Annotated in this window: 20 protein-coding genes; 11 read left to right on the top strand and 9 right to left on the bottom strand. The window is 33.8% G+C overall.

Annotation, left to right across the window (positions count from 1 at the left end; genetic code table 11):
* Window positions 1–114 precede the first annotated feature (114 nt).
* Window positions 115–492, bottom strand: a complete 378-nt coding sequence (locus ABEG63_RS09145; RefSeq protein WP_346584258.1) for a helix-turn-helix domain-containing protein — start codon at window positions 490–492, stop codon at window positions 115–117.
* A gap of 160 nt (window positions 493–652) precedes the next feature.
* Between ABEG63_RS09145 and ABEG63_RS09140 the strand changes: the two genes are divergently transcribed.
* From ABEG63_RS09140 to ABEG63_RS09115, 6 genes are all read left to right on the top strand, one after another.
* Window positions 653–1,585 (top strand): alpha/beta hydrolase, encoded by a 933-nt coding sequence (locus ABEG63_RS09140; RefSeq protein WP_346584257.1) that lies wholly within the window; start codon window positions 653–655, stop codon window positions 1,583–1,585.
* A gap of 16 nt (window positions 1,586–1,601) precedes the next feature.
* Window positions 1,602–2,768: an MFS transporter gene (locus ABEG63_RS09135; protein ID WP_346584256.1), complete on the top strand. Its 1,167-nt coding sequence runs from the start codon at window positions 1,602–1,604 to the stop codon at window positions 2,766–2,768.
* 76 nt (window positions 2,769–2,844) lie between these two features.
* On the top strand, window positions 2,845–3,426 hold the full coding sequence (locus ABEG63_RS09130; protein WP_346584255.1) for a 5'-methylthioadenosine/S-adenosylhomocysteine nucleosidase: 582 nt from the start codon (window positions 2,845–2,847) through the stop codon (window positions 3,424–3,426).
* An 83-nt stretch (window positions 3,427–3,509) separates the two neighbouring features.
* Window positions 3,510–4,304, top strand: coding sequence for an AraC family transcriptional regulator (locus tag ABEG63_RS09125; RefSeq protein ID WP_346584254.1), 795 nt, complete (start codon window positions 3,510–3,512; stop codon window positions 4,302–4,304).
* Between the two features lie 65 nt (window positions 4,305–4,369).
* Window positions 4,370–5,377 carry a S41 family peptidase gene (locus tag ABEG63_RS09120; RefSeq protein ID WP_346584253.1) on the top strand — a complete coding sequence of 336 codons (1,008 nt, stop codon included), beginning with the start codon at window positions 4,370–4,372 and terminating at the stop codon, window positions 5,375–5,377.
* Between the two features lie 10 nt (window positions 5,378–5,387).
* Window positions 5,388–5,909, top strand: coding sequence for a GNAT family N-acetyltransferase (locus ABEG63_RS09115; RefSeq protein ID WP_346584252.1), 522 nt, complete (start codon window positions 5,388–5,390; stop codon window positions 5,907–5,909).
* Window positions 5,910–5,912: 3 nt separating this feature from the next.
* Here the strand turns inward: ABEG63_RS09115 and pdeM are convergent, their stop codons facing one another.
* Window positions 5,913–6,557, bottom strand: coding sequence for a ligase-associated DNA damage response endonuclease PdeM (gene pdeM, locus ABEG63_RS09110; RefSeq protein WP_346584251.1), 645 nt, complete (start codon window positions 6,555–6,557; stop codon window positions 5,913–5,915).
* Window positions 6,558–6,782: 225 nt separating this feature from the next.
* On the opposite strand from pdeM, the gene ABEG63_RS09105 reads away from it, so the two are divergent.
* The 4 genes from ABEG63_RS09105 (at window position 6,783) to ABEG63_RS09090 (ending at window position 10,143) form a co-directional block, all read left to right on the top strand.
* A complete protein-coding gene (locus tag ABEG63_RS09105; RefSeq protein ID WP_346584250.1) occupies window positions 6,783–7,295 on the top strand; it encodes an FKBP-type peptidyl-prolyl cis-trans isomerase in 513 nt (170 codons plus the stop codon).
* An 81-nt stretch (window positions 7,296–7,376) separates the two neighbouring features.
* Complete coding sequence (locus ABEG63_RS09100; RefSeq protein ID WP_267403257.1) at window positions 7,377–8,414, top strand: peptidylprolyl isomerase; 1,038 nt, start codon at window positions 7,377–7,379, stop codon at window positions 8,412–8,414.
* Window positions 8,415–8,532: 118 nt separating this feature from the next.
* Complete coding sequence (locus ABEG63_RS09095; protein WP_346584249.1) at window positions 8,533–9,108, top strand: hypothetical protein; 576 nt, start codon at window positions 8,533–8,535, stop codon at window positions 9,106–9,108.
* 264 nt (window positions 9,109–9,372) lie between these two features.
* Window positions 9,373–10,143: a hypothetical protein gene (locus ABEG63_RS09090; RefSeq protein WP_346584248.1), complete on the top strand. Its 771-nt coding sequence runs from the start codon at window positions 9,373–9,375 to the stop codon at window positions 10,141–10,143.
* A 70-nt stretch (window positions 10,144–10,213) separates the two neighbouring features.
* Here ABEG63_RS09090 and ABEG63_RS09085 read toward each other — a convergent pair whose 3' ends face one another.
* Window positions 10,214–10,465 carry a hypothetical protein gene (locus ABEG63_RS09085; protein WP_312395331.1) on the bottom strand — a complete coding sequence of 84 codons (252 nt, stop codon included), beginning with the start codon at window positions 10,463–10,465 and terminating at the stop codon, window positions 10,214–10,216.
* A gap of 19 nt (window positions 10,466–10,484) precedes the next feature.
* Complete coding sequence (locus tag ABEG63_RS09080; RefSeq protein WP_346584247.1) at window positions 10,485–11,213, bottom strand: DUF6261 family protein; 729 nt, start codon at window positions 11,211–11,213, stop codon at window positions 10,485–10,487.
* A 676-nt stretch (window positions 11,214–11,889) separates the two neighbouring features.
* Between ABEG63_RS09080 and ABEG63_RS09075 the strand changes: the two genes are divergently transcribed.
* On the top strand, window positions 11,890–12,729 hold the full coding sequence (locus ABEG63_RS09075; protein WP_346584246.1) for a hypothetical protein: 840 nt from the start codon (window positions 11,890–11,892) through the stop codon (window positions 12,727–12,729).
* 557 nt (window positions 12,730–13,286) lie between these two features.
* Here ABEG63_RS09075 and ABEG63_RS09070 read toward each other — a convergent pair.
* The 5 genes from ABEG63_RS09070 to serC all read right to left on the bottom strand — a co-directional run bounded on the left by ABEG63_RS09070 (window position 13,287) and on the right by serC (window position 19,509).
* The gene (locus ABEG63_RS09070; RefSeq protein ID WP_346584245.1) at window positions 13,287–14,645 is read right to left on the bottom strand and encodes a M20/M25/M40 family metallo-hydrolase; all 1,359 of its coding nucleotides are present in this window, start codon (window positions 14,643–14,645) and stop codon (window positions 13,287–13,289) included.
* 1 nt (window position 14,646) lies between these two features.
* On the bottom strand, window positions 14,647–16,053 hold the full coding sequence (locus ABEG63_RS09065) for a M28 family peptidase (protein WP_346584244.1): 1,407 nt from the start codon (window positions 16,051–16,053) through the stop codon (window positions 14,647–14,649).
* A 55-nt stretch (window positions 16,054–16,108) separates the two neighbouring features.
* Window positions 16,109–17,353, bottom strand: coding sequence for a DUF1015 domain-containing protein (locus ABEG63_RS09060; protein ID WP_346584243.1), 1,245 nt, complete (start codon window positions 17,351–17,353; stop codon window positions 16,109–16,111).
* A 3-nt stretch (window positions 17,354–17,356) separates the two neighbouring features.
* Entirely contained in the window at window positions 17,357–18,319 is a 963-nt protein-coding gene (locus ABEG63_RS09055) for a D-2-hydroxyacid dehydrogenase (RefSeq protein WP_346584242.1), read from the bottom strand.
* A gap of 125 nt (window positions 18,320–18,444) precedes the next feature.
* The gene (gene serC / locus ABEG63_RS09050; protein ID WP_346584241.1) at window positions 18,445–19,509 is read right to left on the bottom strand and encodes a 3-phosphoserine/phosphohydroxythreonine transaminase; all 1,065 of its coding nucleotides are present in this window, start codon (window positions 19,507–19,509) and stop codon (window positions 18,445–18,447) included.
* Between the last annotated feature and the right edge of the window lie 116 nt (window positions 19,510–19,625).

The raw sequence follows: 19,625 nt of genomic DNA, 5'->3' as shown, positions 1-19,625 counted from the left end.
CCCCCCCCCCCCCCCCCCCCCCCCCCCCCCCCCCCGAAACTATAAAAATAGCGAGTGCGAAGAGCTGGAAATAGCTTCATCATTAAAAATTCTCTGAAGAAATTCAACATTTTATTAATTTTCAACAAGATTTTCTTCCTGAATTAAAATTTTATGTTTATTTCCCCATTGGCTCAATTGTTTCCAAATGGGGATCAATTCTTTAGCGATTTCCGTCATTTCATAATCTACTCTTGGCGGAACTTCTGCATGAACCGTTCTCGTTACCAATCCTTCTTTTTCAAGCTCACGAAGCTGAAGCGTCAGCATCCTTTCTGTAATGCCGGTAATTCTGTCTCTAAGTTCACTGAAACGTAATTTTCCGTGTTCCAATTTGCATAAAATCAGAAGTTTCCATCTTCCTCCGATTTTGCAAACCGCGTAGGTAAGATCACATTCAATAATATATTTTTCGTTGAGGCTATTTGTCGAATTTTCCTTTCTTTTTCCCATTACTTACAAATTTGTTCGTACCATACAATTAGCTGTGTACTGTGCAAATGTATGACTTCTATTTAATTTTGCAGTCAACTTTTAATTCAACATGAAAAAACTGATAGGAATTCTAATGATAATGGGATTAACATCCTGTAAAACAACAAACAATTATAAAATGAATACAGTACAACTCAATCCGGAAATAACTAAAATTATCGAAAATCTGCAAAAAATTCATGTTTTTGACGGAAAAGATATTTTGGATATGAGCAGGAAAGGATATGAAACGATGGCTCTTCAACTTGGCGGTAAGAAAGAGGCTGTTAAAGTAATTGAAGAATTTAAAATTTATCAAAATAACAACGAAATTCCCATCAGGATTTACAGACCAAACGGGCTTGAAAGCGAGAAATCGTCATCTATTATTTATCTTCATGGCGGCTGGTTTATTTCCGGAAGCTTTGAAACTCATGATGCCATTGTCCGTCAACTTGCAAATGCTACGGGCTCTGCCATTGTCTTTGTTGATTATCGTTTGGCTCCCGAATATCCTTTTCCTGCAGGCTTTGATGATGCTCAATTCGCCACAGAATGGATTATTAATAATACCGAAAAATTAAATTTAGATAAAAACAAAATCGGAATTATTGGTGACAGTGCCGGAGGAGCTTTGGCTACAAGTGTTTCTACGCAGTTGGGAGGTCAATTAAAATTTCAGGTATTGATTTATCCTGCCACTGATAATAAGTTGGATACACCATCCTGGAGCTTTTACGAAAATGGACCGATTATCAATAAAGAAGAGGGGATAAGAGCCTGGAAATGGTATTTGAACAATCCTTCCGATCAACAAAATCCATTAGCCATTCCATCATTAATTAAAGACTTTAAAAATACGCCACCAACTTTCGTTTTATTGGCTGAACACGATCCTCTACGTGATGAAGGGCAACAATTAGCAGAAAATATGAAAGCTTCCGGAATTGAGGTCGAAACAGTGGTTTACAAAGAGATGGTTCATGGTTTTATGCACATGGGGGCTGTTTTAAGAGAAACTAAAGAAGCAGTGCAGGAAATCGCAACATTTACGAAAGAAAAGTTAAAATAATTTCAGAGAATTTTACATGAAAAAATACGCATACATTGGCTTTTTAGGATTTCTAGCCGTTATTACCACAGAATTTGGAGTCATTGGAATTTTACCACAAATTGCCGAACATTACAAAATTAGCATCGATAAAGCGGGCTATTTATTAAGTGCTTTTGCTTTGGTAATCGCACTTACAGGTCCTTTTATGACTTTATTTACTTCGGGGTTCGACAGGAAAAATATCATGTTTACTTCAATTGCCATATTCCTGATCACGGGGTTTGTTTCCTCATTTTCACCTCCGTTTTGGGGTTTAATGCTGGTTCGGATTCTTCCCGCTTTTTTACAGCCCGTTTATATCGCAACAGCTTTGTCAGTTGCCGTTTCTAATGCTGAAGATAGTAAGAAAAATGAACTGATGAGCATTGTTTTCAGTGGAGTAACTGTAGCAATGGTTACCACGGTTCCTTTTGCTACCTGGATCTCAAGTTTGTGGTCTTGGGAATATTCATTTATGATTCAAACTGTTGTAAGCTTTATTGCATTAATCGTGATTTATTTTATGCTTCCTTCAATGCCTGTAAAAGAAAAGAAATCATACGGAACCCAATTAAAAATTCTTAGTCAGCCTACTTTTATTTTAAGTACGGCAGCCAATTTTTTCATGATTACTGCGTGGTTTTCAACGTATAGTTATTTTGCTGATTATCTGAATAAAGCGAAGGGAATGAATGAAACAATGGTAAGTTATATGCTATTTATTTTTGGAATTATTGGAGTTATCTCGACTTGGTTAGCTGGAAAAATGCTTAATAAAAATGTAACTAGAACCACAGCCTTTTTTCTTTCTGGAACATTGATTATTCCTATTTTACTGTATTTTTCAAATGGAAATTTATTATCGACCATTGTGGTCATCGGAATTTGGGGTTTCATGTACTCACCAAGCTTCCTGAATGCTTCTACTTACATGATCTCATCCGTACCCCATTCTCTGGAATTTGCAAACAGTTTGGCAACTTCATTCGGGAATTTAGGGGTAACATTAGGAACCACTTTAGGCGGCTGGATGATTGTAACTAAAGGAGTGGAATACAATCCTTGGATTGGCTTCGTGTTTGGTATTTTAGCTTTTTTAATGATGATGCTAAGAAGTTTTTACGAGAAAAAAGAAAGCAGAATATTGGTTTGTAGAGAATAAAATATATTGTTAAATCACTACCTTTGACAGCAGATTTCAGCAATAAAGTTGATTAAATTTTAATCTTAAATTATATATGATAATTGTAAACGAAGGACAGCAGTTTGAGATTTCAGAAACCCTTTTTGTTTTCGCTTTAGACTCAGAAGCGGGAAAAGTGTTTGATGATAAAAATAAATTGGTCACAGGTATCGGAAAAGTAAATGCTGCGATGGAATTAACGAAAGAAATTCACCGTAAAAAGCCAAAATTAATTGTTAATTTAGGTTCGGCAGGAAGTAAAAATTTTCATAAAGGAGACGTAGTTTGCTGTACAAAATTCATTCAGCGGGATATGGATGTAAGAGGGTTGGGATTCAGTTTGTATGAAACTCCGCTATCTGGAATTCCACCTGTTTTAGAATATGGTTTACAAAAAGAAAACCTTCCTGAAGGTATCTGTGGTAGCGGTGATAGCTTTGAAATGAATCATTCTGAAACTGCCTATAATGTTGTTGATATGGAAGCTTATCCATTAGCTTTGATTGCAATGAAAGAAGAGATTCCGTTCCTGTGTTTAAAGTATATTTCGGATGATGCAGGAAGTGAGGCGGCAGACGATTGGTCTGTTCAGGTTCATTTGGCATCAGAAGCTTTTAATAAAATTTTATTTTCATAAATTCATAAGATCTGGAGAATTTTCTTCAGATTTTATTTTTGTTATTATTATCTTGTATTTAAATGTTTTAGAGAAAATTTTTAATGAAAATCAATTTTTATAAGCCTAATCATCCCATCTTGAAAAAGTATATCGAAGGATATTACTTCATGGCAAAAGATGATAATGATGAGCCTTTGAAATATTGTACTTTTCCGGATAATTACTTCATTATTTCGGCTTGTCAGAATATTACTTTCTCCCGAGAAAATAATACTATTGAAATTGATTGTTCTGAAGAAGAAAATCTCATTATAGACTTTGTTTCCCGTTGCAATTCGCCTGTTGAAGTTCATTATAAAAAATCAATTAATGAAGTAACTGTTTATTTTAAACCGTTGGGGATTTATCATTTTTTTGAAGCGAATGAAGCCCAGTTTTTACAAGATGAAATAATTTCTTCTGATTTTGAAGAATTCATGAAAAATATTTTAAATGAAACTGATCAGAAAATTCAAATTGAAAAATTGGAGAATTACTGGCTCTCAAAATTTCAGGAAAAAAATTTAGAAAAAATTGAAAAAATTATAGAAGATTTAGATTCTGATTTAAATATTGAAAAAATAGCAAAAAAGCATCAAATTTCCCGTCAGTATTTAAATAAAATATCAACAAAATATTTGGGAAAACCAGCTTCAGAATTTAGAAAAATTCAACGTTTTAGAAATTCTGTAAATCAGAATAAAAATGTTAAAAATTTAACGGAACTTTCTTATGAAAATCTTTTTTATGATCAATCGCATTTCATTAAAGATTTTAAGGATTTAACGAAAATTCAACCGAGAAAATTTTTCGAAAAAGTGAATACAGAACAGAAAAATATTTGGTTGTTTATCTAGTTTCCATTTTTACAATTTTAATCATCTTCATTGAAATAATTTTGCTTAAAATAAAATAGCATTCAATGAGAAAAATAAGTTTTCTAATTCTCACATTATTCTGTTCAGCAGTATTTGCGCAAACTGACAGAACCGAATTGTTAAAAGAAATTTCAGTAAAAATCAAAGAAAATTACATTAATGAAAATGTTTTAAAAAGTATTGATTCACTATTTCAAAGTGAAATTAAGTCAAAAAATTTTAATGCTTTAAACGAAAAAGAATTTACAGAAGATTTAACCCGAAAATTAAGATTTGTTGCTAAGGATAAACATTTTTTCATCAAATATTTAGAAAATTATACATCTCAAAAAAATATTAATGATACAGAGCAACAAAGACTAGATAATTATCATAATAGTCTGGAAAATTTCGGTTTTGAAAAAGTAGAACGATTAAAAGGAAATATTGGATACATTAATTATAAGGGATTTGCAGAAAAAAAATCGAGTCAAAAATCTTTAGAAGCTGTGATGAATTTTGTCTCTAATACGAATTCGTTAATTTTTGATTTAAGAGAAAATGGAGGCGGTGATAATAATATGTTGATCTTATTTTGTAGTTATTTTTTTAAAGATAAAAGCAATTTATATCAAACATATTTTAGAAATTCAGGTAAAACGGTTAATAATAGAACCAAATCAAAAGTGAAAGGAGAAAAATATCTTAACAAAAATATTTATTTCCTGACGAGCGAAAAAACATTCTCCGCAGGAGAAGCTTTGGCGTATTTTTTACAGGAAAGAAAAATAGCAAAAGTAGTTGGTGAAAAGACAGGTGGTGCTGCTAACCCTGTTGATCATTTTTTCATTCAGAATAAATATATTTTGCTGGTTCCGACCGGAAACATAACGTCTACTTTTTCAGGAAAAAACTGGGAACATGTTGGGGTTATTCCTGATGAAACGGTAAAGACTGAAAATGCTCTTAAAGTAGCTTACAGTTTAGCTTTGAAAGAAACTCTAAAAAATAAAATCAAAACGGAAATTTCTGAAACTGAAATGCAAAATCTTATCACTAAATTAGAAGAATAAATCAAGAAAAATGAAGTTGATTACAATAAAAAAAGCTTCCACTGCAGAGTTGGAAATCATTCAAAAGCTTGGAAGAGAGACCTTTTACGAAACTTTCGCGCCACATAATTCTGAAGAACATATTCAAGAATATCTTGCAGAAAGTTTTGCTTTTGAAAAGTTAAATGAAGAATTAAATAATCCTGATTCTCAATTTTTTGTTGCTTATGAAAAAGAAGAACCCATCGGTTATCTGAAAGTAAATTCAGGAAAAGCGCAAACTGAACTTCAGGATAAATCTTCTCTGGAAATTGAAAGAATTTATGTAAAAAGCTCGCATCATGGAAAAAAGGTTGGTCAGCTTTTATATGATAAAGCTTTGGAAATTGCTTTAAATGAAAATAAAAAATACCTTTGGTTAGGCGTTTGGGAAGAAAATCTAAGGGCAGTTAATTTTTACAAGAAAAATGGTTTTATAGAATTTGATAAACATATTTTTAAGCTTGGAAATGATGAACAGATTGATCTGATGATGAAAAAAGTTTTAGAATAAATCTTAAATTTCATAGATTTCAGTATCTGTAAAAACATAGAATCTTCCTTTTTTAGGGAGATTTTTAGTATCCAATCCTGTAAATTCACTAAAAGCGGGAAGTAATAATTGATTTTCCGTTGCCACAAAGCAAGGCAGTTTTATTTTTTTTACCGGAGAATTAATAACAAATCCGGGATGGATATGCCCTGTAATCTGAAATTTTGGTTGTTTTTTTTCAAAATCGTGAATGAAAATAAAATTCTCAATTTCTAATGTTTCAGATTTAAAATTTAAACATAATTTAGATTCCAATTTTTTAGAAATTTTATCGTGATTTCCTTCAATCAAATAAAATTGTAAATCAGGATATTGACTTCTCCAGATACAGAAATCGTCAACATCCGAGTTATCACCAGCATGAAGTAAATCACCAACAACAATAAACTTTTCAGGTTGAAAATATTCAATTAAAACTGATAATCTTTCCAAATCACTTTTCATAATATGATTAGCCAATGCAATACCATTTTTTCGGAAATGAGCTGTTTTTCCGATATGTAAGTCTGATAGAATCAATGCTTTTTCTTTCTTCCAAAAAGCAGCACGCTGATTGGTTAAGGTGAAAATTTCGTTTTGGATTTTTATATTTTTTGTTGATATGTTCATTTTTGTTAGTAAGACAGTATTTAGATATGATTATTCTATTGACTAAAACAAAGATATGGAAAAGTAAAAATTATATTAAACGGCTGAAAATGCTAGTTTGTGGTAATCAAAAACTGATTATATTTGAATTAACTAAATAAAAATTGTAATCCATCAAAAATCTCAACCAATAAACCCATCAAGTTTTGTAATTAATTCCCGAAATGCGTATTTTCGCAAAAGTTTATGAAAAAATTACTCTTCATATCGGTATTGGGATTGCTGAGCTGCAATAGAAATACTCAACAAGCACACCCTCCGGTGGGTGGTGTTTTAAGCCAAAATGATCTGGATGTTTCGAAACAGCGAATGAGAAATCTGAACGATGTTGAGAGAATCCATATGCAACACTGGATAGACGGGCAGTCTGTAAAATATTATCAGATGCCTTTGAATTATTGGGTGAGCATAGAAAATTTTAGCCAAAGAGAAAGAAGACAGGATAATACACTGATTTCTTATTCTTATGATCTGTATGATTTTGATCAGACTAAAATTTACGATCAGCCGATAGAAAGAAGAGATGCCAAATTCGGACATTTTGATGAAATAAAAGCTGTAGAAGATGCTTTGCGTTTTATACATGATGGTGAGGAAGTTACGCTTTTGGTTCCATCTTCTCTTGCCTACGGAACGTTTGGTGACGAGAAGAAAATAGATAACGACGTACCTTTAATCATAAAATTAAAAGCATTATAACTAATGAAATTGTTTAACAAGAATATAATTCTGGCGGCGGCAAGTGTTTCGCTGATGAGTTGTACACCAATTTATAAAAAAATGAACGTAGACAAAGAAACTTACGAAGGGCTTAAAGACGGACTTTATGCTAATATCCAAACTACAAAAGGTAACTTAATTGTACAGTTTGAAGACAAAAAAGCACCGGTAACGGTAGCAAACTTTATCGGTCTTGCAGAAGGTAAAATCGATAACAAGGCGAAAGCTAAAGGAGTTCCTTATTATGACGGAACAATTTTCCACAGAGTAATTAAAGATTTCATGATCCAAGGGGGAGATCCTCAGGGAACAGGAATGGGAGATCCTGGATATAAATTTGAAGATGAAAGAAACGACCTTAAACATACAGGAAAAGGTATTCTTTCTATGGCGAATTCTGGTCCAAATACAAACGGTTCTCAGTTTTTCATTACAGAAGTGGCTACACCTTGGTTAGACGGAAGACACACGATCTTCGGAAAAGTTGTAAAAGGTGAAGATGTAATTGATGCCATTGCAAATGTAGAAAAAGGTGCGCAGGATAAGCCTAAAACTGATATCGTTCTTGAAAAAGTAGGAATTTTCAGCAAAGGTGATGAGTACAAAAACTACGATGCAGCTAAAACTTTCAACGAAGGAAAAGCTAAAATCGCTGAAAATAACAAAGCTTTTATTGCTAAAGAAGAGGCTGAAAAAAAGAAGAAAGAAGAGGAGTTTAAAGCAAATCAGTTGAAAATGGTTGATGATTTAAAAGCTGGAATGCAGGTAACTGAATCTGGTCTTTACTACAAAATCACTAAAACAACAGACGGAAAAGCGCCTAAAGCAGGTGATAACGTATCTGTACATTATGCAGGTAAGTTAGTTGACGGGACTAAATTTGATTCTTCATTCGACAGAAATGAGCCTATCGAAATTCCTATTGGGATGGGTAGAGTAATCAAAGGTTGGGACGAAGGTATCATTTTATTGAAAGAAGGTGAAACTGCTACTTTATTGATTCCGCCAGCATTGGGTTATGGAGAAAGAGGTGCAGGAGGAGTTATTCCGCCAAATGCATGGTTAGTTTTCGATGTTGAGCTTGTAAAAGTAAAATAATTGAACCTTAAAAATATACTGAAAAGCTGTCTGAAAGGATGGCTTTTTTGTTTGATTGAGTTGTAACGATTGGTCTGAACCGTGCGACAGATTTAGTTACAATTTATATTTAATCATCATGAGAACCAAATCACTTTTATTTCTATTTATTTTTCTATCATTCATATCTTTTGCTCAAACAAAAGCAAATCCGGACGATGCAGCGATAAAAAAATCATTCACTTATTTCGTTAACAGCATCAAAGCTAAAAAAATAGATCAGGCAGTAAACTGTATTTACCCCAAATATTTTACTATTATTTCTAAAGAACAAATGACTCAGGTTTTAGAAATGACATATAATAATCCGTTCTTAAAAATTGAGGTACAAAATCTTCAATTCGGAAATATAGAAAAGCCGGAATTGATTAATGGTGAATATTTTTCCATTACAAATTATCTATTTAAATTAAAATGTGATGTCAGTTCTTTAAATGATGACATGAAAAAGAAAATAAATACAGCTTTAATCTCAAAATATGGAAAAAATAATGTGAAATATTTAGCAAACGAAAATTCATATCTCATCAATGCCAATATGAAAGCTTTAGCAATTTCAAAAGATAAAAAAGCTTGGAAATTTATTATTGCTGAAAAAGAATATAAACCCCAATTAGTGAAAATTTTACCTAAAAAGATTATTGATAAGATTTAAAATTTAAGAAAACGCTTAAAATTATTTGGCAGTAAAAGCTTTTTTGTTATTGAAATAATCTAAACTTACATTAGTTAAATAAAATGATTATGTCAAATCAATGTATTTATTTATAAAAATATATCAATCTCTATAATGTGTGAATTTTTAAAAATTAAATTTACGAATTAACTAATTTTTTATTTTAAAAATTATCTGTAATTTATTGATTAAGGTGGTTTTGGTGCGAAAAAATTAAAAACTTACTACCTTTGCAAAAAAAGTATGAAAAAAATTATGGGTGTAGCCTTTTTAGGAAGTGCTATGATGATGTATGGTCAGGTTGGTATTAGCACTGCTTCCCCACAGGGATTATTTCATGTAAATGGAGGTGCTAGTGCAACCGATAACAATCCGAGTAATGATGTGGTTATTACAAAAGCAGGAGATATGGCGATAGGGCATCATTCACCTTCTGTGAAACTTGATATTAAAACAGCAGGAACTTCTACAAATCCTGTTTATGGCTTTAAGCTTGCAGATGGTAATCAAGATGCTAACAAAGTTTTGTACAGTGATACAAATGGAGTAGGAACATGGAAGGAACTTTCTATATTTACAGGAACTAATATCGTAGGAAATTTTACCTGGGCAGCTAATACAGAAATCGGGAATACAAATTGGAACAGAATTGCCACTCTTACGATTACTCCCGGAACGCACATGATCTATACCAAAATACATATCCTAAACAGCGCAAATACAGGATACGTAAGAACCTATATCGGAACGAAAAACGTAGGAACAAACAATGCAAATCCGCAGGATACTCCCATTTTAGGAAGCACAGACTTTCAACCATTACGAGGTAGAGATTTTGAAATGAATCAGTCGTTTGTGTATAATAACTTAACGAACTCAAACGTAACGTTATATTTTGTACTTCAATCTGATAGCAATAACATCAGCCGAAGTGTTTATACGTTTAACAATCAATCATCATTTAAAGGAGTTAATTTGATAGAAAACTATTTTTTCTCAACTCCGGTTGATTAATTTAAGTGTATTAAAAATCAAAACCCGTTCAAAAATTGGACGGGTTTTTTAGTAAAATTAAATAAAAGAGTTATGTGTGTCTGTCAAGTCTCTTTTTTATTTGCATCGGGTGGTTGGTCTCTCTTAAAGAGCTTATAAATACAAGGCTGAAGCCAATGTATGCCCCGAAGGCGATTAGATATATCATCAAGTTGCTTACATTTAATTTAGACATATAGATTAATACCGAGAAAAGCGCAAAGCCAATCAACAGTACAATGCTCCAAATAGTCATTGTTGCAGAAACTTCCTGAGTTTTCAATCTTTCAAAATACTTCATCATAATTAAACTTTTTTGGTTGTTAAACATCTTTTTTATTTCCAGTACGTCTGGAGAGAACAACAGAGGAGAAGTAAGTTCTTCCGTTATTCAGGGCTGCAAGTACATCTTGGTAAAAAGTATCATCTTTTACGTTGGCTAAGGTCAGGATGTAGCTTGCCATTTGTTTATAATCTTGAGTGAGCAATTTTCTCAGCTCTTTCACATCAAAATTGGTCTTCTTCGCTTGCTGAAAAGATCGTATCCCAAATGTTCTGTTGAAATCGTTGTTAGAATCAGACAAATGATTCGCAAACTTTATGATTCCCAATACTGAAACCTGAGAACTGTAATCCGAAGACAACAATTTTTCAACAAGTGTATTTACACGGTTGGTTTCCTCTTCATAAGAAGCATGTTGCACTTTTTTGTACTGATCCAAAAGGATTTTTACAGAAACATACGCATCTTTTTCAGTCTGCGTTTTGGCGTTCTTGTAAGGCTTTAGAGAATCTCTCAGCGCTTGCAGATCGGCATCACGAATCACGTCTAATTCAGCTATTTTAGCAGATTCTTCATTAGCTCTTATTTGATCGAGAGCACCATTGTATGTTGGGATTTGAGCCTGAATTGCATCAAGCATTCTTTTGAAATCCGCGTCTGTACCTGTATTTACAGAAGAACCATCTAAGTCTTCAAAAAATCGTACGATGAGTTGGCCGAATTCGGCGTGATGGAGCCTCGGAAGATCCAAGGATACGAGTTTTTTCATCGAGTTTATTGTGTTTTTAATTTTTAAACTTTTTAAATAGCCATTATCATGCCAAAGTATAGTATTTAATGTTAATTATGAGTGAGTTAATTAGCTTAATTAAATTTAAAGAGTAATATTGTTTATATTATAAAAGAAAAAATAATTTTCCGTCTGAGGTTCAGACGAGTCAACATTTTTTATTCTCGTCTGAACTTCAGACAGGCAGAATTACTATTTGGTGAGCATTTCTGAAAATCAGACGACTAAAACTAAAATAAGTTGAGACTTTCTGAAGTTCAGACGGGCAGAAACAATATTGGTTTAAACAAGTTTTGTTCTCAGACGATAAAAACTAAAATAGATTGAAGTATTCTGAAGTTCAGACGAAACAAACCAATATTTCTTACAAATGTTTTAATAAAAACTCAAGATTTGAAAATAATCAGAAAAAATTATTTAACTGAATAATTATAGATCACATTTTATATGAAAAACTAATAAGTGCCAAAAAATGTTAATGTATATATTATAAAAATAAATATAAAGTTTTCCTGTGATACAAAGTGTTAGGAGTATGAAATAGCGTTGAAAAATTATCACAAAATCGGTTATTTAATTGTTAATTTTTTTTAAAAAATTGATTAAATCATGAATATTTAATTATATTTGCCTCAGTTTATAAAACCTTATTGAAATGAAAAAAATGTTATTATCGACGTGTATATTCGTGTGCACAATTGTCTCGGCGCAAGTAGGTATTGGTACAAACAATCCTAACAATTCAGCAATTTTAGATGTGAATGTAGCTAATTTGCCAGCCAACGGCAAAAAAGGATTACTTCTTCCTCAGGTAGCTCTTACTAGTGCTACAGACATTGTTACAATTCCTTCTCCCGCAAATGGTTTATTGATTTATAATACCGCTAATGCAGGAACGTCTCCTAATCAAGTCGTTGCCAATAGCTATTATAAATACAGTACGACAAATAACAGATGGGAGCTCATGGTAGATCAAAACTCTTTGGCTGGTTTAAGTATTCCTAGTGTTGCCTGTATATTGGGTTTTAAAGCCACAGGAAATGATACAACTTATTTAGGACCAGATTTATCTTCAAGTATTAGGCAGGTACTGTATGATGATGTAAAACTGCAATCATCTATAATGTCATATGATACTACAACCAATGAACTTATAGCCAATAAAACGGGATATTATAATTTTCAGGTAAATCTTGTTCCGAGAGGGCCGTACAATAACACGGCAAGGTTCGGAGTTTCAAGACCTTATACGGGAGCAAAACCAACTACTGCAGCCAATTCTACGATTGCATTTTTATCAATGCATACGTATAATGTAGATAATCTTACACCAATGCCATTGCACGTAAGCGGACTTCTATATATGACCGCAGGGCAGAAGGTGATTATTTTAACGAGATTTATTGATCCGACAGTCAATACATTGAATGTGGAGGCTATTAATTATAACAGAACATTTTTGAATTCGCTGGATGTGACCTATTTTTCTAACTAAAAGTTTATCAAAATACAATTTATTACCATAAAAGTTCCCTCTTGAAATGGATTAAGCTCTCTTTTACAGGGAGCTTTTTAATGTTTAATAGTAATCTTGAAGTATAAAATATTATTATTGATGTTGAGCAAGTTATTTAGCTTATTTTATAGGCAGGTAAGTTATTTCATTAACTTGTGCCCCAGTCACTTCGAGTAACGCAGCGAAGCGAAGTGTATCGAGAAGTTTTTGAATAGAAGACCTTATTTAAAATAACTAAACTTCTTCGATGTATGTTTTGAAAAGCCACTTCTCGATACGATTTTTTCAAAATCTACTCGAAGTGACGACGCAGAAACGTATAAAGATTTGCCATCTATTCATAATGACATTCGAACGTTTTATTTGTAAATACATTCTCAGTTTATGATACACCGTCACTTCGAGTAACGCAGCAAAGCGAAGTGTATCGAGAAGTTTTTAAATGAAGGGTTTCATTAGAAAACATGATCCTTTAAAAATAAAAAAAGTTTAAAAGATAAACAAAAACCGCCCTTTTAAAGGCGGTTTTTTTATGCTTACCAATTCTTATCTATCATATAAATAAGTTGGGTCATTACAGTTGCACCGAGCAATAATTCTCTTCGGTTCACCTTTTCAAAAGTATCTTCTTCCGTGTGGTGAATATCAAAATATCGCTGAGAATCAGGCATCAATTCGGCAGTCGGAACACCCATGTCATGAAGAGGATAAATATCTGTTCCCGAATATTTTTCATCAAAATCATATGCTCCATACGGTATAAAAAGATGCTTCCAACTTTGGATTTCTTTTCTTCTTAAATCTTCCATGTTTAATGCAACACCTCGCGGCGAAAAACCTCCGGCATCAGATTCTATTGCAAAAAGATGTCTTTCCTTTTTTTCTTTGGCTATTTTTCCGTACTCAATACCACCTTTCACGCCATTTTCTTCATTGGCGAAACAAACCACACGTATGGTATGATTATTTTGAATACCTAAGTTTTTAAATGTTCTTAAAACCTCAATGCTCTGAACGATTCCGGCTCCGTCATCATGCGCACCTTCACCTACATCCCAAGAATCCAAATGTCCACCAACAACGATGACGCTTTGATCTTTTTTACCCGTCAGCTCACCAATAACAGAGTGGGAGAGTTTCTCGCCCTTCATGCCGCAGTTAGAATTTAACTTCACGGTTACGGTTTGCTTTTGTAACATATTTTCCAACTCATCAGCAGTGGTATTTCCGACGGCAACAGCAGGAATTTTATCTACTTTTTCTTCATAACGCATAGCTCCCGTGTGAGGCACATCATCAAAAGCCGAAGAAAGCGAACGAATGATTGCAAATTTTCCACCTTTTTTAGCGGTTAATGCCGCAGCGTTGACTCTGTATTTTGCTGCATCGCCATAACCGTTAAAAGTCTGAACAAAAGACTGGCTAAAAGGGTAGTTGAAGAAAACAATTTTGCCTTTTACTTTTTCTGCAGAAAGTTTTTCATATTCTTCCATAGATTTTACCATGATGATTTCTCCGGAAACATCATTGCCGCCCGTTCCTTCAGAGTTTCCTAAGGAAAGCATTTTCAGACTTTTCCATTTTCCATTGGCGCTTTTTATCTGTAAAGATTCTTTTCCTCTTTCCCAAACCGGAACCATTACTTCCTGAAGCCAAACTTTGTCTGCCCCTGCATCACGAAGTTTTTGCGCTGCCCATTGCACCGATTTTTCATAAGCCGCGGAACCGCTTAAGCGGTGACCAATGTTTTTCGTTAAATCTCTTAACTCGGTGTATGCTTTTCCTTTATTTAATATTTCAATTGAAATTTTGCTGAACTGTATTGAATCTTCTTTCGCCTGCCCGAAAACGGCTAAGCTGAGAAGCAATAATGAAGTTTCTAATATCTTTTTCATTTTACCAATTTTTATCAATCATAAGAATCATTTGTGTAAGGGCAATCGCTCCCAGAAGGAGCTCTCTTTTATTTACTTTATCAAAAGTATCCTGTTCGGAATGGTGATAATCAAAATATCGTTGGGTATCTACCACCAGTTCTGCCAACGGAATATCCAGTTTTTTCAACGGGGAAATATCCTGAATGGCATCGGTCTGGTCAAAATCATAAACCCCATACGGAAGGAAATAATTTTTCCATTCAAAAACCTGTCTTCTTCTTTGTGGCGACATATCTAAAGAAAATCCTCTTGGAGAATATCCTCCGGCATCAGTTCCTAAAGCAAAAACGTGTTTTTCTTCTTTCTTTTTTACATAAGCCGCGTAGGTCTCCCTTCCTTGTCCGCCATTTTCACTATTAGCATACAAAACCACTCGTATTGTATGATTATTTTCATAACCTAACGCTTTTAATGTTCTTAAAACTTCAATGCATTGGGCAACCCCGGTTCCGTCATCATGTGCGCCTTCAGCAAAATCCCAGGAATCAAGCTGAGCGCCTAAAACAATAACTTTAGAATCTTTTTTACCGCCAATTTCAGCGATGATATTCGGGTTTGTGGTTTCACCTTTGGATTCGGCAGACATATTGATCTTAGCCGTTACTTTTTGCTTTTTTAATAAATTTTCAAGTTCATCGGCTGAACGAACACCAATAGATAATGCCGGAATTTTCACTTTATCATCAGCCTCATAATAGATCATTTTAGCATGAGGTGTATCATCATTTGCTGTCGTTAATGATCTTATGATTAAAGCTTTTGCACCTGTTTTAGCAATAACAGAAGCTGAAATTAATTTTGATTTTGCCGTACTTAAATAAGAGTCACTCGTATTAATGATTTTCGGATCCATCGGAACATTCACGAAAACAATTTTATCTTTCAACTTTCCAATCGATAGTGCATTAAGCTCAGCAGTTGAATTAATGAGAATGATTTCTCCGATAAGATCTTTTCCGCTGGTTCCTTCAGAGTTTCCGAAAGAGAGCATCTTTATATTTTTCCAGTCTCCATTGGCGGCTTTTATCTGCAGAGATTCTCGTCCCCGTACCCAAACAGGAACTCTGGCTTCTTGTCTCCAAATCATTTCAATGCCAATATCTTTCAGCTTTTTTTCAGCCCATTGCGCCGCTTTTTCATACCCGGGAGTTCCACTGAAACGTGATCCCACACCTTTTGTGAGTTCTCCAAGATTATCGTATGCCATTCCGTTGGTCATAATCTCATCTGAGATCTTTTTAAACTCATCGTGATAGTTGAATTTTACAACGGTTGTTTTTTTGATAGGATTTTTTTTCTGAGGTTTTTTTTGAGAAAATAAAATTCCACCCAAAAAGAGTGGAATTATAATGAAGACTTTTTTCATTTTTTATAACCTTTTCTTTTTCCGCTGATAAAAATAGCGAAAATAAAGGAATATTTTAAGGTTTCATATCGTACATTAACAATGCTGTAACCAATTTAGGCTCAATGAATGTGCATTTTGGAGGCATGCTTAGTTTTAGATCTGAAATTTTAATCATATCGTTAAAACTTACCGGAAAAACTCCGAATCCTACTTTTCCTTCACCTGCATCTATTTTTTCTTTCAAAAGGTTAATTCCTTCAATATTTGAAGTTCCTTTTACATAAGAAATTTTGTCTGAACTGTCGGAATTTTCAATTTTCAAAATATTCTTAAAGATATATTTATCCAAAAGATGATGATCTACATTATCCAAAGACATTTCAGCAGAACGAAGGTCGTGCTTCACGTGAAGCGAATAGAATTTGCCATCCAGATACATTGAAATGTGAAACTTCTGAGATGGATAATAAGGGGTCTGATCTTTTTCGTGAATAAGGAAATACTGTTCCAATTCCTTCAAAAATTCTTCCGTCGACAACCCGTTGATATCACTTACAATTCTGTTATAATCATGAATTTTTATCGATTGGTTGGAAACGATGAAACTGTATACAAAGTTGTAAAGCTCGGTTCCGTTATGTCGCTTATTTTTGTCTTTCTGATGTTTGGCATTCAATGCCGTAGAACCAATTCTGTGGTGTCCGTCGGCAATGTAGAAAGAATCGATCTGATCAATAACTTCTTTAAACTGCTGAAGTTTCAGACGGTTATCAATTCTCCAGATTTTATGTCTGATTCCGATGCTGTCTACATGATTGAAAATAGGAACATTTTTCTCCTCATGGTTCATCAGCAATTCAATCTTTGAATTGGAAGGGTAGGTAAGCAATACAGGATCTGCCTGAAGGTTTACTTTCTCAAGATAATGCGCCAGCTTTTCCTTTCTTTGAGGAATAGTGCTTTCGTGTCTCTTGATTTTCCCGTTCCAGAAATCTTCAATGCTTGCTAATCCTAAAAGGCCTCTGAAAACCTGTTTATTCGGGTATATTTGCTCATAGAGATAGTAAGCAGAACTGTCCTGGACGAGCTTTTTCTCTTCCATTAATTCTTCAAATGTAGAACGGATTTTTCTTAAATTCCTATCAATATCTTTAGATTTACTTACAACATAAGGCTTTATCATATTAATGTAAGTATTTTCCACTTGAGCTTTTTCCGCTATCTGCTCTTGGGTAAAATTATCCAAAGGGTGAGTAGGGAAGGTGCTCTCATGATCTTTATGAGGTCTTATTCCACGAAAAGGTTTAAAAACAGGCATATTTTAGTTTATAGTTTCTTTTAACTTAATAATTTGTTCTGCAAGTTCAACTCCGATTTTTTCCTGAGCATCTACTGTATTTCCTCCAATGTGCGGAGAAAGTGACAGCGCAGGGTTCATTAGCAATGGAAGCTCCGGATTCGGCTCGTTTTCAAAAACATCCAGAGCGGCTCCTGCCACTTTTCCTGACTCAATAAAATCAATCAGAGCAACTTCGTTCATCACACCGCCTCTTGCAGTATTTACTATGTAGACTCCGTCTTTCATTTTTTCAAACTGAGGCGTGTCTATTACATACTCATTCGTCTGAGGAGTATTAATGCTTATGAAATCTGCATCTTTCAAAAATGCATCTGTATCGTTGGTAGAAGTGATTTCAAAATTCACCGACTGTCCGTCGAAGAAACTCAATGTAAGAACTTCTGTTCTGGGTTTTCTGCTTAAAACTTTTACCTTCATACCCAAAGAAATTCCTATCTTTATTACTTCCTGCCCGATACTCCCAAAGCCAATAACTCCTAAGGTTTTCCCTGAAAGTTCATAAGCATTGCTGAACGATTTCTTCATGGCATTGAAATGGGTTTCCCCTTCCAAAGGCATTAATCTGTTTGATTCGTGAAGAAATCTAGCCAGAGAAAAGAAATGCCCGAAAACCAATTCTGCAACCGATTTTGAGGAAGCAGTCGGCGTATTGATCACATATTTACCTTTTTCAATAGCATGTTCAACATCTATATTATCCATTCCGATGCCGCCTCTTCCGATAATCTTCAGGTTGGGGCAGGCATCAATCAGGTTTTGCTTTACTTTCGTAGCACTTCTTACCAAAAGAACATCTACATTGTTTTCGTTGATGAAATTGATTACGTGATCCTGAGCAACTCTGTTGTCCAACACTTCAATTCCCGCATCTCTCAATGCCTGTTCTCCTGCTTTCGAAATTCCGTCGTTAGCTAAAACTCTCATGGTACTTTTATTTAATTTAAATTTTTAAAGATTGGGTTATTTTAAAAAATTAAACAGTTGCGCAAATTAAGAAATTTTAAAATAACACCCAATAATCTTTAAGTATATGAATATTAAATGTTTAATTATTTAAGTGATTTCATTACATCTACCAAAACCTGTACGCTTTCGATTGGTAATGCATTATACAAGCTGGCTCTGTATCCTCCTAAACTTCTGTGACCGTTCAAACCGCTTATATTAGCTGCTTTCCACGTATTGTCGAAGGCTTCTTTTTTGCTTTCGTCAGTCAGTTTGAAAGAAACATTCATTAAAGAACGATCTTCTTCCACACAGAACGTTTCGAATAAAGGATTGCTGTCGATCTCATCATATAAAAGTTTTGCTTTTGCTTCGTTTCTAGCTTCGGCAGCAGCAATTCCTCCGTTGTTTTCTAAATGCTGTAAAGTCAATAAAGACGCATAAACAGGGAAAACAGGTGGCGTATTGTACATAGATTCTTTAGCAATATGCTGAGAATAATCTAAGATTGAGAACATATTTTTTCTTCCTGTTTTTCCTAAAATTTCTTTTTTAATAACCACTAAAGTTACTCCAGCAGGCCCCATATTTTTTTGAGCTCCGGCGTAGATCAAATCAAATTTAGAGAAATCTAATTGTCTTGAGAAAATATCAGAACTCATATCGCAAACCATCAAAGTATCAACTTCAGGGAAAGATTTCATTTGAGTTCCGTAGATTGTATTATTTGAAGTACAGTGGAAATAATCGTATTCTGCACCTACCGTATAATCTTTTGGAATGAAAGAATAATTTTCTTCTTTTGAAGAACCTACAACATCTACCGTTCCTACTTTTTTAGCTTCTTTAATCGCTCCGGCAGCCCAAGTTCCTGTATCTAGATAAGCCGCTTTTCCGCCAACTTTCATCAAATTGTAAGGAACCATCGCAAACTGCAAGCTAGCACCACCTCCTAAATATAAAACTTCGTAATCATCTCCAAGATTCATCAATCTTTTCACAATCGCGCGTGCTTCGTCCATTACGGCTACAAAATCCTTACTTCTGTGTGAAATTTCAAGAAGAGATAAACCGATTCCGTTAAAATCTAAGATCGCCTCAGCCGATTTTTCGAATACTTCTTGAGGTAAAATACATGGTCCCGCGCTAAAGTTGTGCTTTTTGCTCATATTTTTATTTTTTTGGATTTTCTGTAAAAACATTTTGCCCTTACAGCTTCATTTTTAGATTCTTATTTGAAATTTATGACTTTTTATATACAAAAAACCGTCTCATAATTGTATGA

This window comes from Chryseobacterium sp. C39-AII1, from assembly GCF_039672645.1.
Classification (GTDB): domain Bacteria; phylum Bacteroidota; class Bacteroidia; order Flavobacteriales; family Weeksellaceae; genus Chryseobacterium.
This window is presented reverse-complemented; position numbering and strand designations above follow the sequence as displayed.

What these genes read in the sequence shown, in the direction of transcription:
- ABEG63_RS09100 (WP_267403257.1), top strand. Translation starts at nt 7,377, where the DNA reads ATGAACGTAGACAAAGAAACTTACGAAGGGCTTAAAGACGGACTTTAT.
- ABEG63_RS09075 (WP_346584246.1), top strand. Translation starts at nt 11,890, where the DNA reads ATGAAAAAAATGTTATTATCGACGTGTATATTCGTGTGCACAATTGTC.
- ABEG63_RS09135 (WP_346584256.1), top strand. Translation starts at nt 1,602, where the DNA reads ATGAAAAAATACGCATACATTGGCTTTTTAGGATTTCTAGCCGTTATT.
- serC (WP_346584241.1), bottom strand. Translation starts at nt 19,509, where the DNA reads ATGAGCAAAAAGCACAACTTTAGCGCGGGACCATGTATTTTACCTCAA.
- ABEG63_RS09125 (WP_346584254.1), top strand. Translation starts at nt 3,510, where the DNA reads ATGAAAATCAATTTTTATAAGCCTAATCATCCCATCTTGAAAAAGTAT.
- ABEG63_RS09120 (WP_346584253.1), top strand. Translation starts at nt 4,370, where the DNA reads ATGAGAAAAATAAGTTTTCTAATTCTCACATTATTCTGTTCAGCAGTA.
- ABEG63_RS09055 (WP_346584242.1), bottom strand. Translation starts at nt 18,319, where the DNA reads ATGAGAGTTTTAGCTAACGACGGAATTTCGAAAGCAGGAGAACAGGCA.
- ABEG63_RS09085 (WP_312395331.1), bottom strand. Translation starts at nt 10,465, where the DNA reads ATGATGAAGTATTTTGAAAGATTGAAAACTCAGGAAGTTTCTGCAACA.
- ABEG63_RS09095 (WP_346584249.1), top strand. Translation starts at nt 8,533, where the DNA reads ATGAGAACCAAATCACTTTTATTTCTATTTATTTTTCTATCATTCATA.
- ABEG63_RS09070 (WP_346584245.1), bottom strand. Translation starts at nt 14,645, where the DNA reads ATGAAAAAGATATTAGAAACTTCATTATTGCTTCTCAGCTTAGCCGTT.
- ABEG63_RS09080 (WP_346584247.1), bottom strand. Translation starts at nt 11,213, where the DNA reads ATGAAAAAACTCGTATCCTTGGATCTTCCGAGGCTCCATCACGCCGAA.
- ABEG63_RS09145 (WP_346584258.1), bottom strand. Translation starts at nt 492, where the DNA reads ATGGGAAAAAGAAAGGAAAATTCGACAAATAGCCTCAACGAAAAATAT.
- ABEG63_RS09090 (WP_346584248.1), top strand. Translation starts at nt 9,373, where the DNA reads ATGAAAAAAATTATGGGTGTAGCCTTTTTAGGAAGTGCTATGATGATG.
- ABEG63_RS09105 (WP_346584250.1), top strand. Translation starts at nt 6,783, where the DNA reads ATGAAAAAATTACTCTTCATATCGGTATTGGGATTGCTGAGCTGCAAT.
- ABEG63_RS09065 (WP_346584244.1), bottom strand. Translation starts at nt 16,053, where the DNA reads ATGAAAAAAGTCTTCATTATAATTCCACTCTTTTTGGGTGGAATTTTA.
- ABEG63_RS09140 (WP_346584257.1), top strand. Translation starts at nt 653, where the DNA reads ATGAATACAGTACAACTCAATCCGGAAATAACTAAAATTATCGAAAAT.
- pdeM (WP_346584251.1), bottom strand. Translation starts at nt 6,557, where the DNA reads ATGAACATATCAACAAAAAATATAAAAATCCAAAACGAAATTTTCACC.
- ABEG63_RS09130 (WP_346584255.1), top strand. Translation starts at nt 2,845, where the DNA reads ATGATAATTGTAAACGAAGGACAGCAGTTTGAGATTTCAGAAACCCTT.
- ABEG63_RS09060 (WP_346584243.1), bottom strand. Translation starts at nt 17,353, where the DNA reads ATGCCTGTTTTTAAACCTTTTCGTGGAATAAGACCTCATAAAGATCAT.
- ABEG63_RS09115 (WP_346584252.1), top strand. Translation starts at nt 5,388, where the DNA reads ATGAAGTTGATTACAATAAAAAAAGCTTCCACTGCAGAGTTGGAAATC.